We start from the raw sequence: 15,037 nt of genomic DNA on the forward strand, positions 1-15,037 counted from the left end.
CGCCCGCCGGGTGTCGTCGGCTCAGCCGCGCCGGGACACGTCGATGTCGGTCCGCCTGGCCGGCAGCGGGTACGCCGGGTCCAGGAAGAAGCTCGGGTGCGGGGGCTGGTTGTAGGTAACGTTCTCGCAGGCCACCTGGTTGCGGTACTGCGGGTCGTGCATCAGGGTGCGGATCTTGTGCGGGGTCGGGATGGTGGTGGTGTACAGCCGCAGCTTGTCGTCACCGAGGCGGAACACCACCTCCTCGCGCCAGTCACCGAGCAGGTCGGCGGAGAGCACCGGGTTGGACTTGCTGCCGTTGATCGACGTCGCGCCGGTGGCCACCAGCAGGTCGGTCTTGTTGACCGTCGTCGGTCGGCTGGTGTAGTCGGTGTTCGCCTTGGAGATCCGGTTGCTGTCCAGCAGCTCCCGGGTCAGGTCGCCGTCCCAGTAGACGAGGAAGTTCACCGGCAGGTTGCCGCTGCCGTAGAGCTGCTCGCCGGTGACCGCGCTGTAGACGTAGCCGTTGGACCAGTACTCGGCGCCGGGGCTGTTCGGGTCGATGTTGTCGGCCGCGCCCCGCCCGTTGTCCTTGCCGGCGTAGAAGGCCGTCCGCAGCTCGCCGGTCACCGGGTCGTAGACGCCGCCGCCGGGGCGTACCCCGTCGACCGTGTTGCCGGCCCGGTCCTTCGCGTCGGCCCGGGCGTTCCACTCCTCCTGCACCAGGAACACCTCGGTGCCGGGCCGGGTCGGGTCGAGGTCGCCGATGTGCATGGCGTCGCCGTGTGCCAGGTTCACGTACCGGGCGTTCTCGTCCGGGTTCTTGATCTGCGGGGTCAGGTCCACGTTGACCGGGGGAGCCGGGTAGGGGAACCAGGTGTGTGCCACCGTCTTGATACTGAGGTCGCTCTCCAGCACCATGGCGCCGTAGACGATCTCGTCGCGGCCGTCGCTGTCCACGTCCGAGACCATCAGGCTGTGTACGCCGCGGTCCTCGCCGAGCTTCGGGTCGGGCAGCCGGCCCGAGTCGAAGGTGTCCCCGAGAATCAGCTCGTTACCCCGCATGGAGTACGCCGCGACGGTGGTCTTCGCGTAGTAGCCGCGGGCCATGATGGCGCTCGGGTGCACACCGTCCAGGTAGGCCACGCCGGCCAGGAACCGGTTGGCCCGGTTGCCCTGCGGGTCACCCCACGGGAAGTTGCCCCACTGCGTCGCGGGGTTCTGCCAGTACGGGTCGACCTCGGCCTTGAAGAACGCGCCCCGGTGGTCGACCGGGGCGGTGCCCCAGTTCTTCGGTCCGTAGGGAAAGGCGTAGTCGACGGTGTCGACGACGCGGCCGGTGCGGCCGTCGAAGGCGGTGAGGTACTCGTTGCTGGTGCCGATCGGGCCGTAGGTGTAGACCTTGCCCCACTGGCGGACGTTCTGCTCCGGCGGCGTGTTCCCGCCGGGCAGAACCCACGCCACGCTGTACGAGTTGATCGAGTCCTGGTAGCGGTCGAGCTTCGCGGTGTCACCGTCGCGCAGGTAGGAGCGGATCTTCTCGCTGGTCGCCTGCCGGTTGCCCACCACGTCCCGCGCCTGGTACGTGCCGTCGGCGGCGACCGTGCCGCTGCTGGTGCCGTCCGCGGTCTTGATGACCAGCTCGGATCGGCCGTCGCCGTTGAAGTCCGCGACGACCAACTGCGTGTCGTGCGCGCCGGAGCGGATGTTGTAGCCCACGTCGACCCGCCAGAGCAGCGTGCCGTCCAGCTTGTACGCGTCGATCAGCGTGGGGGAGGTGAAGCCGTACGCGGACGAGTCCTTGGCGTCACTCGGGTCCCACTTGAGGATCAGTTCGTAGTCGCCGTCGCCGTCCAGGTCGCCGGTGCTGGCGTCGCCGGGGGCGTAGGTGGCCGTGTTGGTGGCCAGGGAGCCGTCCGCGTTACGCACCCACTGGAGTTTGGCGCCGCGGTCGAGGTGGTCGACGTAGCGGGTGAAGGTCTTGTCGAGTTCGGTGAAGAGTGTGTCGCTGATGCCGTAGCGGTTGCCGCCCTTCCAGGTGGCGCGGGTGCCGAAGGCGTTCTTGGGTGCCCAGTCGGGTTCGTCGAGGTAGGTGCGGAACGGGGCGATGAGGGTGGCGAACTCGTTCTCGGTGAGGCCGGCGGGGTTGTCGTGGGCCTCGCGGATGTGCCGCAGCAGGTTCATGTCCACCGGCTCGTACTGCTTGCCGGTGACCGTGGTCGGGTAGGTCTGCAGGACCGGCGTGACGGCGGGCGCCGGCCGCCGCAGCTGGATGTCGCGGAACTGGTCGGTCAGCGGGGTGACCGCCGCGGATCTGGGTCGGGTGACGCCGTTGACGATGGCGGCGATGCGGTAGGTCGAGGTGGTGGTGCCGGTGGTGTCGGTGTGGTTGCTGCTGGCGGTGACGGTGGTGAGGAGTTTGTTGTCGCGGTAGACGCGGTAGGCCACGTCGTCGGGCTCGTCACCGAGGAACCGCCAGCTGAGGTACACGCCCTCGGCGGTCTTGACCGCCACCAGACCACGGTCGAGGAACTCCAACTGACGTGCCGGGGGCGCGTCGGCCGGTGCCGCCGCGGCGGCGGGCACGGCCAGCGCGGCGCCGAGCAGCGGTAGGACGGCCAGCGCCGCTGCCGTGCGGAGCGTTCGGGTCATGTACGGGAACCTCCTGGATCGGGAGGGCACGCCTGGTCCGCCGGTGGTGACGAGGTGGACGGTGGCGGCCACTCCGCTCTAAATCGTTTCAATCGTGGCTGCGACTCTAGGACCGTCGGCCATCGCCGTCAACCACTGCCGTACGGCCCGATGCTCTCAGCCCAGGCGCGGTGTGACCCGCCGCGCCGGGTCGGCCGACGATTGCCCGGATTCCGCGAAGTCGGCCAGCAGGGCGGGGATACGGATCAGACGTCGACGCTAGGCAGGCGTTGGTGTCGTTTCAAGCGCTGATCCGGCTGGCGCAGGCTCGTCGAGCTGCACGGCGTCGAGCTGGGCGTCCAGGTCGAAGATGTGCTCCAACACCAGGAAGCCCTCGTCCGGCCGGCGCCCGTCCAGGCCGTCGAAGAACGGCGCCATCGACTCCTGCCAGCGGGCGTTGACCTCGGTGCGCTCCATCGCCGCCAGCGACTCCGCCAGGTCCTTCGTGCGGAAGTGACCGACCAGCAGCCCGTCCTCGCGCAGGTGCAGCGAGTAGTCGTACCAACCCGCGTCGCGGAGCGCGCGCAACATCTCGGGCCAGACGGCGGCGTGCCGCTCCCGGTACTCGGCCAGCCGGTCCGGTCGGACCTGGAGAAGGAAACAGACGGTACGCACATCGACTCCTCGGGGGTGGGGCTGCCGGCGCGGGGCCGCGCGGGGCCTCCGACGCCGGTCAGTCGCGGCGGAAGGAATGCTGGCTGGACTCTCTAACCACCAGTTCCGGTTCGAAGACCACCTGCCGGTGCTGGTGGCCGTCGGGGTTGTTGGCCTCATCCAGGATCAGCTCCGCCGCACTGCGGCCGAGCTGCTGGCGCGGCTGCCGGACCGAGGTCAGGGGGACCGCGGCGGCGGCGGCGAACTCGATGTCGTCGTAACCGACCAGCGCGATGTCGTCGGGCACCCGGATCTGTTGGCGGGTCAGCCCCTGCAACACGCCGAGGGCCAGCAGATCGTTGGCGCAGAAGATCGCGGTCGGCCGGGCGGAGCGGGGCAGACCGAGGATCCGGGACACGGCGTCCCGCCCGGCCGCCACCGTCGGGCTCGGAGTGTCCAACCTCCGCAGGTTGTCCGCACCGAGCCCGGCCTCCTCCAACGCCTTGACGCCGCCGTGGTAACGGTCGCTGACCTGCTCCAGTCGCCAGGGCCCGCCGACGAACGCGATCTGCTCGTGCCCGGCCTCGACGAGGTGCCGCACCGCCAACTCTCCGCCGAGCCGGTCGTCGACCGAGACGGAGCAGAAGTCGCGGCTGGGCGCCGGTCGGTCCAGCACCACGACGAGGATGCCCCGGCTGCGCAGCCGATCCAGCCGCGCGTTGTCGTCGCCCACCGGGGTGATCAGAACGCCCTGCACCCGTTGCTCCTCGAGCAGGTCGAGGTATCGGCCCTCCCGGGCGATGTCGCCGTTGCTGTTGCAGAAGATGACGGCCATGCCGGCCGGCCCGGTGGTGTCGTCGACGCCCTTGGCGATGTCGGTGAAGAACGGGTTCGCCACGTCCAGCACGACCAGGCCGAGCGTGCGGCCTCGACCGCGACGCAGGTGCCGGGCCGCGTCGTTGGGCACGAAGCCGAGTTCGTTGATCGCCGCCCGGACCCGGCTTCGGGTCATCTCGGACACCAGATTGGGCCGGTTGAGCACGTTGGAGACGGTGCCGACCGACACTCCGGCGCGGCTGGCCACGTCCTTGATACTCACCATCGGCGCAATCACGCTGCCTCCCGATTGCCCCGGCGGACGGGACGGCTGTTGAAACGGTTTGAGCATATCGGCTCGCCCGTCGACTCCGGCCGATCCCGCTGCCGGTGTCGCGCTCACCACCGCGCGGTGCCGGTCAGCGCGGCTGCGCCCTCCGTCGCGCCCGCGCCTCCACCGCCACCGCGGCGAACGCGGGCAGCCCCGGCAGCAGCGGCAGGAGCAGCGGGACCGACACGGCCAGCAGCCCGACGACCAGCGTCGCCGCCAGCAGCAGCAGTGTGCCGCCCGGGTCGGCACGCACCCGGGCCAGAGCCGACTCCGCCGCCGCCGGCCAGGACATTCCCGGACGCCACTGCGCAGCGGTACGCAGCAGCACCGCCACGACCAACGCGAGCGCGACGACCAGCGCCGGCCCCATCAGGCGGGCGCCGGGCAGCCCGGACGCCACGGCGGTCAGCTCGGCGAGGGCCAGCGCGGCGAGCACCGGCACCACGGCGTACGGCCACGGGCTGCTGCGGGCGACCGCCCAGAACGCGCGCAGGTAGCGCCCGACGGTCACGCCGGAGCCTCGCTCGGCGCGCTTTCGTAGCGCCAGCACCCCGGCGGCCGTGGCCACGTACGCGGTCACCACCGGCAGCGCGGTGACCGCGACGAGCAGCCCGACCACCAGCACGTCGGCGAGCCACGCCAGCCCGCCGGCGAGGTCCCGGGCGGGCCGGCCGGTGGCCGTGCGGTCGGTGTCGCTGGTCACCGCTCAGCCCTTCAGCCCGGACGTCGCGATGCCCTCGACCAGGTAGCGCTGGAAGGCCAGGAAGAAGCAGATCACCGGCAGGATGCTCAGCACCGACATGGCGAACATCGGGCCGAACGCCGACTCGCTGGTCTGGTCGATGAAGAGGCGCAGGGCCAGCGGCAGCGTGTAGGTCTCCGGATCGTTGAGGTAGACGAGTTGGCTGAAGAAGTCGTTCCAGGTCCAGATGAAGGTGAAGATCGTCGTGGTGACCAGGGCCGGTTTGAGCAGCGGCAGGATGACGTACCGGAAAATCGCGATCGGGCCGCAGCCGTCGATCTCCGCGGCCTCGTCCAGCTCGCGTGGCAGCCCGCGGATGAACTGCACCATGAGGAAGACGAAGAAGGCGTCGGTGGCCAACAGCTTGGGCAGGATCAGCGGCACGAACGAGCCGACCAGGTCGAGCTTCTGGAAGATGGTGTACTGCGGGATCAACACCACGTGGTACGGCAGCATGATGGTGAGCAGGGTCAGCGCGAAGAGCGGGCCGCGCAGCCGGAACCGCAGTCGCGCGAAGGCGTACGCGGCCAGCGAGCAGGAGATCAGGTTGCCGACGACCGCCCCGATCGCGACGATCAGCGAGTTGCCGAAGAACCGCCAGACGCTGATGCCGGCGATGCCGTCGAAGGCGGCACCGTAGTTCTCCGGGGCCAGTCGGCTCGGCACCAGGCTGATGCTGGACAGGATCTCGGACGTGGGCTTCACCGAGGCGGTGAGCAGCCAGAGGACCGGATAGAGCAGCAGCAGCACCAGCAGGATCATGCCGGCGTGCCAGGCCGACGTGGCCAGCGGGCGGCGGGGTGCCGGGCGGCGGGGTGCCGGGCGGCGTGCCGGCGCGGCGGCTGGGGTCGCCGTCATTTGTCCTCCCCCGAGTAGAAGACCCATCGGCGTGAGGTGCCGAAGAACAATGCGGTGATCGCGGCCACGGTCAGCAGCAGGATCCACGCCATGGCCGAGGCGTAGCCCATCCGGAACTGGGCGAACCCGCGCTCGTAGAGGTAGAGCGTGTAGAACAGCGTGGAGTTGCTGGGCCCGCCGCGTCCTCCGCTGACCACGAAGGCCGGTGTGAAGGCCTGGAAGGCGTGGATGGTTTCCAGCACCAGGTTGAACAGGATGATCGGGGAGAGCATCGGCAGGGTAACCGAGCGGAACGTGCGCCACCAGCCGGAGCCGTCCACCGCGGCGGCGTCGTACAGCTCCTGTGGGATCTGCTTGAGGCCGGCCAGGAAGATGACCATCGGTGCGCCGAACTGCCAGACGGCCAGGATGATCAGGACGTAGAGCGCGTAGTCCGGCTCGTTGATCCAGCCACCGGTGTCCCAACCGACGGTGTTGGTGAGCGAGTCGACGACGCCGTCGTCGGTGAAGAGCGCGCGCCAGGCGAGGGCCAGCGCGACGCCGGTGCCGAGCAGTGACGGCGCGTAGAGCGCCGAGCGGTAGAAGCCCTGACCACGCCGTGGCCGGTTGAGCAACAACGCGACGGCCAGTGCGGCGGCCAGCTTGAGCGGCACCGAGAGGAGGACGTACTTCGCGGTGACGGTGGCCGAGGCGAGGAACCGGCTGTCGTCGGTGAACAGCCGCCGGTAGTTGTCGAAGCCGACCCACTGGGGGCTGGTGAAGAGGTCGTAGTCGGTGAAGGACAGGTAGAGCGAGGCGAGCATCGGCCCGACGGTGAGCAGCAGCGCCCCGCAGACCCAGGGAGAGAGGAAGAGAAAGGCGATACCGGGACGGTCCCGCCGGTGTCGCCTGCCGGACCGGCTGGCGCCGGACCCGGCGGGCGGCGCGGCCGGCGCGTCGAGTGTCTGCACTGTCATCGGCTCAGCTTCCGATCGCCCACCGCCGGAGCGAGTGGATCAGGGTTAGATGAAACAGTTCAATCATCGGGAAGTTACCGGTGGCCCCCGGGAGTGTCAACGGAATGACCGCCCAAATCCGCGTGTAGACGCCTTTCTTGGCCGTCGGGAGCGGGGGGTCTTGACACTCTTGTAACACAGCGGCTACGTTGCGGCGAGAAATTGAAACGGTTCATTGTGCTCCGGGAATTCCCTGCCACCCCCCACGGAGGCTTTCCGCACGTCCTCGGCCACCGCTGACCGGCACACCAAGTACCCCTTGGAAAGGACCCCCATGAGTTCCCGATCCCGGCCAGCCCGCCGCGCCGCGGTGCTGCTGGCCACCCTGCCCCTGCTGGCGTCCGGGTTGGTGGCGCCGCAGGTCGCGGCTGCCGCGGCCCCCGGCGCGGGGCTGCGTCAGCTCGAGCATCTCGACCGTGGTCTGGTCGCGGTCAAGACCGCCGAGGGCGTGTACCTCAGCTGGCGGTTCCTCGGTGACGAGCCCGACGACGTGGCCTACCGCGTCTACCGCGACAACAAACTCCTCACCACCGTCACCGCCAGCAGCAACCACACCGACACCACCGGCACCACCACCTCGACCTACCGCATCGCCGCCATCGTCAACGGCGTCACCCGACCCAGATCCGCGGCCGTCACCCCGCTGACCGACCAGTTCCGCGACATCGCCCTGCAACGACCGCCGGCGGCGCCGTATCCACGGGTGCAGACCTATCCCACGACGGTGTCCGGCAAGCAGTTCGAGCCGGTGGACATGAACCTGCTGCGGCACATCCGCGAGGCCCACGACAACCCCACCGGCCTCACCGAGAACGAGTTCGCCACCCTCATCGCCCCGTTCCGCACCTACCTCGACGAACCCGACTGGGCACCCAAGAACGCCTTCGGCACCCGCGCCACCTGGAAGGGCGGCAACCGCTACGGCATCAGCGACACACTCTTCACCGAACTCGACAAGACCTTCACCCGCTACGTCGACCACCTCGACCGCGGCGCCAAGCTCCAGTGGGTGCGCAACGCCGACGGCTCGATCGCGACGTCGACGGCGACCTACACGCCCGGCGACGTCAGCCCCGGGGACCTGGACGGCGACGGCGACTACGAGCTGATCGTCAAGTGGAACCCGTCCGGGGCGAAGGACTCGTCGCAGTCCGGCTTCACCGCACCGGCGATCATCGACGCGTACCGGCTGGACGGCACGCTGCTGTGGCGGGTCAACGTGGGCTACAACATCCGGGCCGGGGCGCACGACACCCAGCCGGTGGTGGCCGACCTCGACGGTGACGGCCGGGCCGAGCTGCTGATCAAGACGGCCGACGGCACCGCCACCGGCACCGTCGCCGCCGACGGCAGCTACCAGGTGCGCGGCGTGATCGGCCAGAAGCAGGCCACCTTCGACCGGTTCGCCGGCTACTTCGCCGCCGGCGACGAGGCGAAGCTGGACAGGTACTACGACGCGACGAACGGTTACAACGTCGCCTGGGTGCTGCCGGGCGGGAACACGCCCCCGGAGCAGAACGTCCGCCAGTGGGGCAAGGTCTACACCTACGGCCCGATCGGCACCAGCAACGAGTACCTCACCGCCTTCGACGGCCGCACCGGCCGCGTCGTCGACACCGTCGACTACGCCTTTCCCTACGGGCCGAAGAACTGGGGTGCCGCCCCGGTCGACCACCGGGGCGCCAACTTCGAGGGGGCGGTCCGCGACGGCGAGGCACCGGGGGAGCAGGAGCCGATCGACCCGAGCGAGATCCCGGACCCGTACTGGACCGATCCGGACACCCGATGGGGCTACTACCCGTGGGGCGACCCGCAGGGCAACCGGGCCAACCGCTTCCTCGCCTCGGTCGCCTACCTCGACGGCGTGCACCCGAGCGCCATCATGGCCCGCGGCTACTACGCGAAGACCACCGTCGCCGCGTACACCCTCAAGGACCGCAAGCTGGTGCTGGGGGCGACGTTCGACTCGGACACGTTGCCCGACCCGGACCTCGGCGAGGACCGGGGCATGCACTCGTTGATGACGTCCGACATCGACAACGACGGCCGTGACGAGATCATCTACGGTGCCATGGTGCTGGACGAGCACCTGAAGATCCAGGCGGTGGCCGGCACGTGGTTCCCGTACCCCGCGCCGCCCCTGAACGTCGACCTGACCCCGCAGATCAAGAATCCGGACGCCGACGACCGCTTCATCCACCTGGCGCACGGCGACGCGTACCACGTGGGTGACTTCGACCCGTCCCGGCCGGGCACGGAGGTGTTCCTCGTCCAGGAGCAGGCGGCCGGGCTCGACGCGGTGGGCCGCGACGGCCGCACCGGGTTGGGCTACCGCCCCGGCGCGGCGGTGTACGACCCGGAGACCGGCGAGGTCACCGCGGCCATGTACGGCGGCGGCGACAACGAGCGGGGTGTGGCCGCCAACATCGACCCGCACAGCCCGGGTGCGGAGTACTGGACCGGCGGCACGGTGTTCAGTGCGGTCACCGGCGAGGAGTTGTACGCCAATGGCGGCCTGACCGGCAACTTCCCGATCTACTGGGACGGCGACCTGACCAGTGAGCTGGTCGGCGACAACGTGATCGCCAAGCCGGACACCGCGTACACCACCCGGCCGACCAGCGTGGGTCAGACCGTGCTGCTGACCGCGCCGGGTGCGGTGGCCAACGGTGACGGCGGCAACGGCAGCCCCGCCCTGACCGCCGACCTGTACGGCGACTGGCGTGAGGAGGTGGTGTGGCGGGTCGGCACCGACCACCTGCGGGTCTACACCACCACCATCGCGACCGTGCACAAGCTCCGCACGCTCATGCACGACCCGCAGTACCGCAACCAGGTGGCCTCGGAGAACGTGGTGTACAACCAGCCGCCACACCCGAGCTTCTTCCTCGACCCGGCCTACCCGCTGCCCGTCCGTCGCACCGACATCGACGTCGCCGACCGGCGCTGACCTGCCGCTCGGTGTCCGGGTAGCACCTTCCGGACATCGACAACCACCGCCGGCCGGAGCAATCCTCCTGACACGTTTCAGGAGGGGCGCTCCGGCCGGCGGCGGTTGTCGGTGGACATCGGGGCGTCCGAGCCCGTGGTCGCGTCGGGTTGGTGGCCCTTGACGGCTGCGGAACTGTCGTCGTACCGTCGGGTACAGTGACCATGAAACGTTTCATTACCTCGCGGGCGGTCTCGTCGGCATGCCACCGGCCGGGCCGCCCGCGGGCCTCGATCGGAGAACCACGATGACTGATCTGACGGCGGGAACCAGGGCCCGGGTCCTGGCCGCCCTGCGGTTGCAGCGGATCGAGACGCCGTCCTGGGCGTACGGCAATTCCGGCACCCGGTTCAAGGTGTTCGCGCAGGAGGGTGTGCCGCGCGACCCGTACGAGAAGGTCGCGGACGCGGCGGTCGTGCACCAGCTCACGGGGGTGGCGCCGAGCGTGGCGCTGCACATTCCGTGGGACAGGGTCGACGACTACGCCGACCTGGCCGCGTACGCGGTGGACCGTGGAGTCAGCCTGGGTGCGATCAACGCGAACGTGTTCCAGGATGACGACTACCGGTTGGGCAGTGTCACGAACCCGGATCCGGGTGTGCGGCGCAAGGCGATCGGTCATCTGCTGGAGTGTGTGGACATCATGGACGCCACGGGTTCGCGGGACTTGAAGCTGTGGTTCTCCGACGGCACGAACTATCCGGGTCAGGATGACATCCGTGCTCGGCAGGATCGGCTGGCGGCGGCGTTGCGGGAGACCTACGATCGGCTCGGCGTCGACCAGCGGTTGTTGTTGGAGTACAAGCTGTTCGAGCCGGCGTTCTACATGACGGATGTGCCGGACTGGGGTACGGCGTACGCGCACTGCTTGGAGTTGGGCGAGCGGGCGCAGGTGGTGATCGACACGGGGCATCACGCGCCGGGTACCAATATCGAGTTCATTGTGGCGGTCCTGCTGCGTGCTGGTCGGTTGGGTGCGTTCGATTTCAACTCGCGTTTTTATGCCGACGACGATCTGATGGTGGGTTCGGCGGACCCGTTCCAGCTGTTTCGGATCATGGTGGAGATCGTGCAGGCTGGCGCGTTGGTTCCGGAGGCTGGTATCGCGTTCATGTTGGACCAGTGTCACAACATCGAGCCGAAGATTCCGGCGATCATCCGGTCGGTGCTCAATGTGCAGGAGGCGACGGCGAAGGCGTTGCTGGTCGACGCGTCGGCGTTGGCTGCCGCGCAGCGTGCCGGTGATGTGTTGGGTGCCAATGCGGTGGTGATGGATGCGTACAACACCGACGTGCGGCCGTTGCTGCGGGAGTTGCGTACCGAGCAGGGTCTGGACCCGGACCCGATGGCCGCGTACGCCCGCTCCGGCTACTTCGAGCGGATCCGCACCGAGCGGGTCGGTGGCCAGGCTGCGGGGTGGGGTGCCTGATGCCCGAGGCGGACGAGCGGATCGCCCGGTCCAACCGGCTGGGCGCGGACCCGCGTTCGCGCTGACCGGCGGGGACCTGTCGCACACCACCGGCCTGCACGGTCCGGTCGACGCGGGAGGTCGCCGCGGCGTTCCTGCGATGAGTGGCCCCGCTCGGCGGAGTGGCGATCGCCCCTGCGCCGATGGGCTGTCGCACGCGAGGTTGCCAGTGCGTCAGCCGGCGGGTGATGCTTAACAGCATCCATATATGTCGATCTCTTCGGAGGTTCGGATGCGCCGCTCCCCGCTCGTCGCCCTCGTCCTGACCACGTTCCTCCTCGTCGTGCCCGGCGTCGCGCAGGCCGCCGTCCCCGAGAGGTCCGGGCCCGTCCCGCAGGTCGCCGACCCGGCGGTCGCGCTGGCCGGCGTACGCACAGCCGGCACCGCCTGGGGCCTCGACCCGGCCACCGGCCGGATGACCATCACCGTCGACGACACCGTCGCTCCCGCCGAGGTGGCGGCGCTGCGGGCGGTGGCCGACCGGGCTGGTGCCCTGCTGCGGCGGGAACCGGGGACGCTGCGCACCCTGATCGCCGGGGGGCAGGGCATCTACGGCGGTGGTGGACGCTGCTCGCTCGGGGCCAACGTGCGCAGTGGCAGCACCTACTACGTGGTCACCGCCGGGCACTGCACCACGCTCGCCAGTGCCTGGTACGCCGACAGCGCGCAGACCGTCGTGCTCGGCACCCGCACCGCCACCAGCTTTCCCACCAACGACTACGGGTTGATCCGCTACACCGGCCGGATCGCCCACCCCAGCGCGGTCTACACCTATCCGGGTCTGCTGACCATCTACGGCGCCGGCAGCGCGTCCGTCGGTCAGGCGGTGTGCCGCAGCGGCGTCACCACCGGCGTGCGCTGCGGCACTGTCACCGCCCTCAACCAGACCGTCAACTACGCCGGTGGGAACGTGGTCTACGGCCTGATCCGTACCAACATCTGCGCCGAGCCGGGGGACAGCGGCGGGCCGCTCTACGTGGTGTCCACCGGCACGATCATCGGCATCCTCTCCGGCGGCAGCGGTAACTGCACCTCCGGCGGCACCAGCTTCTACCAGCCGATCGGGGAGGTGCTGGCCGCGTACGGGCTGACGTTGCCCTGACCTCCGTTGCGCAGGGTGCAACGGGTTGCCCATCCTGCGCAATGGTCCTAGGCTCGGCGGCACCCCGGACCCCGCCGCAAGGATGTGTGCCCATGACGCCGGACGACCGAGCGACCCCACCGGCCGCCCCCGGCGCGGTCGAGGTGGCCACCGTGGGGGAGACGATGGTGGTGCTCTGCCCTCCGTCGGGTGAGCCACTGGAGCACGCCGAACGGGTGAGCGTGTCGGTCGGCGGCGCCGAGTCCAATGTGGCCGGCTACCTGGCCCGGCTCGGACACCGGGCGGCCTGGGTGAGCCGGGTCGGCGACGACCCGTTCGGTCGGGCCGTCGTCCGGCACGTCGCCGCCGCCGGGGTCGACGTCGCCCTGGTGACCGTCGACCCGAGCGCGCCCACCGGGCTGTACGTCAAGGACCCCGGCCCGACGGCGACCGCCGTGCACTACTACCGGGCCGGCTCGGCCGCCTCCCGGATGGACTCCAGCGTCCTGGCCGACACACGGCTGGCCGGCACGTGCGTGCTGCACCTGTCCGGGATCACCCCGGCGCTCTCCGCCACCTGCCGCGCGCTGGTCGAGCACGCGGTGACCGACCGGCCGCTGGCGGGCGCGCTGGTCAGCTTCGACGTCAACCACCGGGCCCGGCTCTGGTCGGCCGGCGAGGCCGCGCCCGTGCTGCGCGACCTGGCCGACAGCTGTGACCTGGTCTTCGTCGGTCAGGACGAGGCGGACACCCTGTGGGGCGCCGCCGACCCGGAGGCGGTACGCCACCTGCTGCCCGGGCCGCAGACGGTGGTGGTCAAGGACGGCGCGCTGGGTGCCACAGCCCTGTGCCGCGACGCCGAACCGGTCTTCGTCCCGGCGCCCCGGGTCGCCCTCGTGGAGCCGGTCGGCGCCGGAGACGCCTTCGCCGCCGGCTACCTCACCGGCGTGCTGCGCGGCCTCGATCCGGTACGCCGGCTGCGCCTCGGCCACCTGGTCGCGGCACAGGCGCTGGGCAGCAGCGGCGACAACGCACCGGTGCCCGGGTGGGCCTGGCTCGACCGGCTGCTCGGCGCACCCGTCGAGACCTGGTCGCCTCTGGACCTGACCGTCCGGGAAGAGGTCTGAGGCGTGTCGCAGAGCGTCGACCGGGCGATGCGCCTGCTGGAGTTGCTGGCCCGCGAGCCCGCCCGGCTCGGTGCGGCGGCCGCCCACCTCGGGGTGCACAAGTCCACCGCGCTGCGCCTGTTGCAGACCCTCGAGGCGGGTGGCTTCGCGCGTCGTCGCGACGACGGCTGGACCGTCGGGCTGCGGCTGGTCGGCCTCGCCCAGCAGGCACTGGACTCCCTCGACGTGCGCGCGGTGGCCCGTCCCCACCTGGCGGCGCTGGGCCGGGACTGCGGGCACACCATCCACCTGGCCCAACTGGTCGACGACGACCTGGTCTACGTCGACAAGATCGAGGCCCGTGGCCAGGTGCGGATGTATTCCCAGATCGGCCGCACCGCACCCCTGCACGCCAGCGGGGTGGGCAAGGTGGTGCTGGCGTACTGCCCGGAACCCCGGCTGACCGGGCTGCTCGACCGCACCGAGCTGCGGGCGTACACCCCTGCCACGATCCGCGACCCGGCGGCGCTGCGCGCGGAGCTGGCCGCCGTCGCCGGCCGTGGTTGGGCCGCCGACGACGGCGAGTTCGAGTCGCTGATCACCTGCGTGGCGGCCCCGGTGCGGCACGCCGACGGCGCGGTCACCGCAGCCGTGTCGGTGACCGCGCCCACGGTGGTGGCCACCCTCGCCGACCTGCACCGACTGTTACCCCGGCTGCTGGCCACCACGCAGTCGATCTCCCGCGACCTCGGATGGAGCGCACCATGACCACACCCGACTTCGACCACGTCTTCGGCACGGCCAGGGTGATGGCCATCCTGCGCGGCCTGCCGGTGGCGGAGACCGTCCGGCTCGCCGGGAAGGCCTGGGACCTCGGCATCGACGTGGTGGAGGTGCCGGTGGCGACCGCCGACGCGGTGCCGGCGCTGCGCGCCGCCGTCGAGGCGGGCGCGGAGCGCGGCAGGATCGTCGGCGCCGGCACCGTGCTCGGCACCGAGCAGGTGGCCGCGGCGGCCGACGCGGGGGCCACGTTCACCGTCGCCCCCGGCCTGGACCTGGCCGTCGCCGACGCCGCCGCCGCGCGCGGCCTGCCCCACCTGCCCGGCGTGGCCACCCCGACCGAGGCGCAGCAGGCGTTGCGACACGGGCTCACCTGGCTCAAGGCGTTCCCCGCGATCTCCCTCGGCCCGTCCTGGTTCCGGGCCGTCGCCGGCCCGCTGCCGCAGCTACGCTTCGTCGCCACCGGGGGCCTCGACGCGGGCAACGCCGGGGAGTTCCTCGCCGCCGGCGTGCGGGTGGTGGCGGTCGGCTCAGCCCTGGCCGATCCCGACCAGCTGGACCGACTCGCCGAACTGGTCACGCTCGGGACGCCCACCCGGTAGTGAAG

The 15,037-nt window shown here is 70.6% G+C and carries 12 protein-coding genes; 6 read left to right on the forward strand and 6 right to left on the reverse strand.

Annotation, left to right across the window (positions count from 1 at the left end; genetic code table 11):
• Positions 1-21: 21 nt before the first annotated feature.
• The 6 genes from ACLJN9_RS00220 to ACLJN9_RS00245 all read right to left on the reverse strand — a co-directional run bounded on the left by ACLJN9_RS00220 (position 22) and on the right by ACLJN9_RS00245 (position 6,967).
• Positions 22-2,631 carry a hypothetical protein gene (locus tag ACLJN9_RS00220; protein ID WP_410808893.1) on the reverse strand — a complete coding sequence of 870 codons (2,610 nt, stop codon included), beginning with the start codon at positions 2,629-2,631 and terminating at the stop codon, positions 22-24.
• 258 nt (positions 2,632-2,889) lie between these two features.
• Entirely contained in the window at positions 2,890-3,285 is a 396-nt protein-coding gene (locus ACLJN9_RS00225; RefSeq protein ID WP_410808894.1) for an L-rhamnose mutarotase, read from the reverse strand.
• A 58-nt stretch (positions 3,286-3,343) separates the two neighbouring features.
• Positions 3,344-4,366, reverse strand: coding sequence for a LacI family DNA-binding transcriptional regulator (locus ACLJN9_RS00230; protein WP_410808895.1), 1,023 nt, complete (start codon positions 4,364-4,366; stop codon positions 3,344-3,346).
• A 133-nt stretch (positions 4,367-4,499) separates the two neighbouring features.
• Complete coding sequence (locus tag ACLJN9_RS00235; protein ID WP_410808896.1) at positions 4,500-5,114, reverse strand: hypothetical protein; 615 nt, start codon at positions 5,112-5,114, stop codon at positions 4,500-4,502.
• 3 nt (positions 5,115-5,117) lie between these two features.
• Entirely contained in the window at positions 5,118-6,011 is an 894-nt protein-coding gene (locus tag ACLJN9_RS00240; RefSeq protein WP_410808897.1) for a carbohydrate ABC transporter permease, read from the reverse strand.
• The gene (locus ACLJN9_RS00245) at positions 6,008-6,967 is read right to left on the reverse strand and encodes a carbohydrate ABC transporter permease (protein WP_410808898.1); all 960 of its coding nucleotides are present in this window, start codon (positions 6,965-6,967) and stop codon (positions 6,008-6,010) included. The genes ACLJN9_RS00240 and ACLJN9_RS00245 overlap by 4 nt, the downstream gene beginning before the upstream one ends.
• A gap of 313 nt (positions 6,968-7,280) precedes the next feature.
• On the opposite strand from ACLJN9_RS00245, the gene ACLJN9_RS00250 reads away from it, so the two are divergent.
• The 6 genes from ACLJN9_RS00250 (at position 7,281) to ACLJN9_RS00275 (ending at position 15,032) form a co-directional block, all read left to right on the forward strand.
• Positions 7,281-9,956, forward strand: a complete 2,676-nt coding sequence (locus ACLJN9_RS00250; RefSeq protein WP_410808899.1) for a hypothetical protein — start codon at positions 7,281-7,283, stop codon at positions 9,954-9,956.
• A 286-nt stretch (positions 9,957-10,242) separates the two neighbouring features.
• Positions 10,243-11,424, forward strand: a complete 1,182-nt coding sequence (rhaI, locus tag ACLJN9_RS00255; RefSeq protein ID WP_410808900.1) for an L-rhamnose isomerase — start codon at positions 10,243-10,245, stop codon at positions 11,422-11,424.
• 271 nt (positions 11,425-11,695) lie between these two features.
• The gene (locus ACLJN9_RS00260; RefSeq protein ID WP_410809506.1) at positions 11,696-12,565 is read left to right on the forward strand and encodes a S1 family peptidase; all 870 of its coding nucleotides are present in this window, start codon (positions 11,696-11,698) and stop codon (positions 12,563-12,565) included.
• Between the two features lie 92 nt (positions 12,566-12,657).
• A complete protein-coding gene (locus ACLJN9_RS00265; RefSeq protein ID WP_410808901.1) occupies positions 12,658-13,671 on the forward strand; it encodes a sugar kinase in 1,014 nt (337 codons plus the stop codon).
• Between the two features lie 3 nt (positions 13,672-13,674).
• Positions 13,675-14,418, forward strand: coding sequence for an IclR family transcriptional regulator (locus ACLJN9_RS00270; RefSeq protein WP_410808902.1), 744 nt, complete (start codon positions 13,675-13,677; stop codon positions 14,416-14,418).
• Complete coding sequence (locus ACLJN9_RS00275) at positions 14,415-15,032, forward strand: bifunctional 4-hydroxy-2-oxoglutarate aldolase/2-dehydro-3-deoxy-phosphogluconate aldolase (RefSeq protein WP_410808903.1); 618 nt, start codon at positions 14,415-14,417, stop codon at positions 15,030-15,032. Before ACLJN9_RS00270 ends, ACLJN9_RS00275 begins: the two co-directional genes overlap by 4 nt.
• Positions 15,033-15,037: the final 5 nt, after the last annotated feature.

It is taken from the genome of Micromonospora sp. 067-2 (assembly GCF_046549295.1).
GTDB lineage: Bacteria > Actinomycetota > Actinomycetes > Mycobacteriales > Micromonosporaceae > Micromonospora.

What these genes read in the sequence shown, in the direction of transcription:
- ACLJN9_RS00220 (WP_410808893.1), bottom strand. Translation starts at nt 2,631, where the DNA reads ATGACCCGAACGCTCCGCACGGCAGCGGCGCTGGCCGTCCTACCGCTG.
- ACLJN9_RS00230 (WP_410808895.1), bottom strand. Translation starts at nt 4,366, where the DNA reads ATGGTGAGTATCAAGGACGTGGCCAGCCGCGCCGGAGTGTCGGTCGGC.
- ACLJN9_RS00240 (WP_410808897.1), bottom strand. Translation starts at nt 6,011, where the DNA reads ATGACGGCGACCCCAGCCGCCGCGCCGGCACGCCGCCCGGCACCCCGC.
- ACLJN9_RS00245 (WP_410808898.1), bottom strand. Translation starts at nt 6,967, where the DNA reads ATGACAGTGCAGACACTCGACGCGCCGGCCGCGCCGCCCGCCGGGTCC.
- ACLJN9_RS00250 (WP_410808899.1), top strand. Translation starts at nt 7,281, where the DNA reads ATGAGTTCCCGATCCCGGCCAGCCCGCCGCGCCGCGGTGCTGCTGGCC.
- rhaI (WP_410808900.1), top strand. Translation starts at nt 10,243, where the DNA reads ATGACTGATCTGACGGCGGGAACCAGGGCCCGGGTCCTGGCCGCCCTG.
- ACLJN9_RS00260 (WP_410809506.1), top strand. Translation starts at nt 11,696, where the DNA reads ATGCGCCGCTCCCCGCTCGTCGCCCTCGTCCTGACCACGTTCCTCCTC.
- ACLJN9_RS00265 (WP_410808901.1), top strand. Translation starts at nt 12,658, where the DNA reads ATGACGCCGGACGACCGAGCGACCCCACCGGCCGCCCCCGGCGCGGTC.
- ACLJN9_RS00275 (WP_410808903.1), top strand. Translation starts at nt 14,415, where the DNA reads ATGACCACACCCGACTTCGACCACGTCTTCGGCACGGCCAGGGTGATG.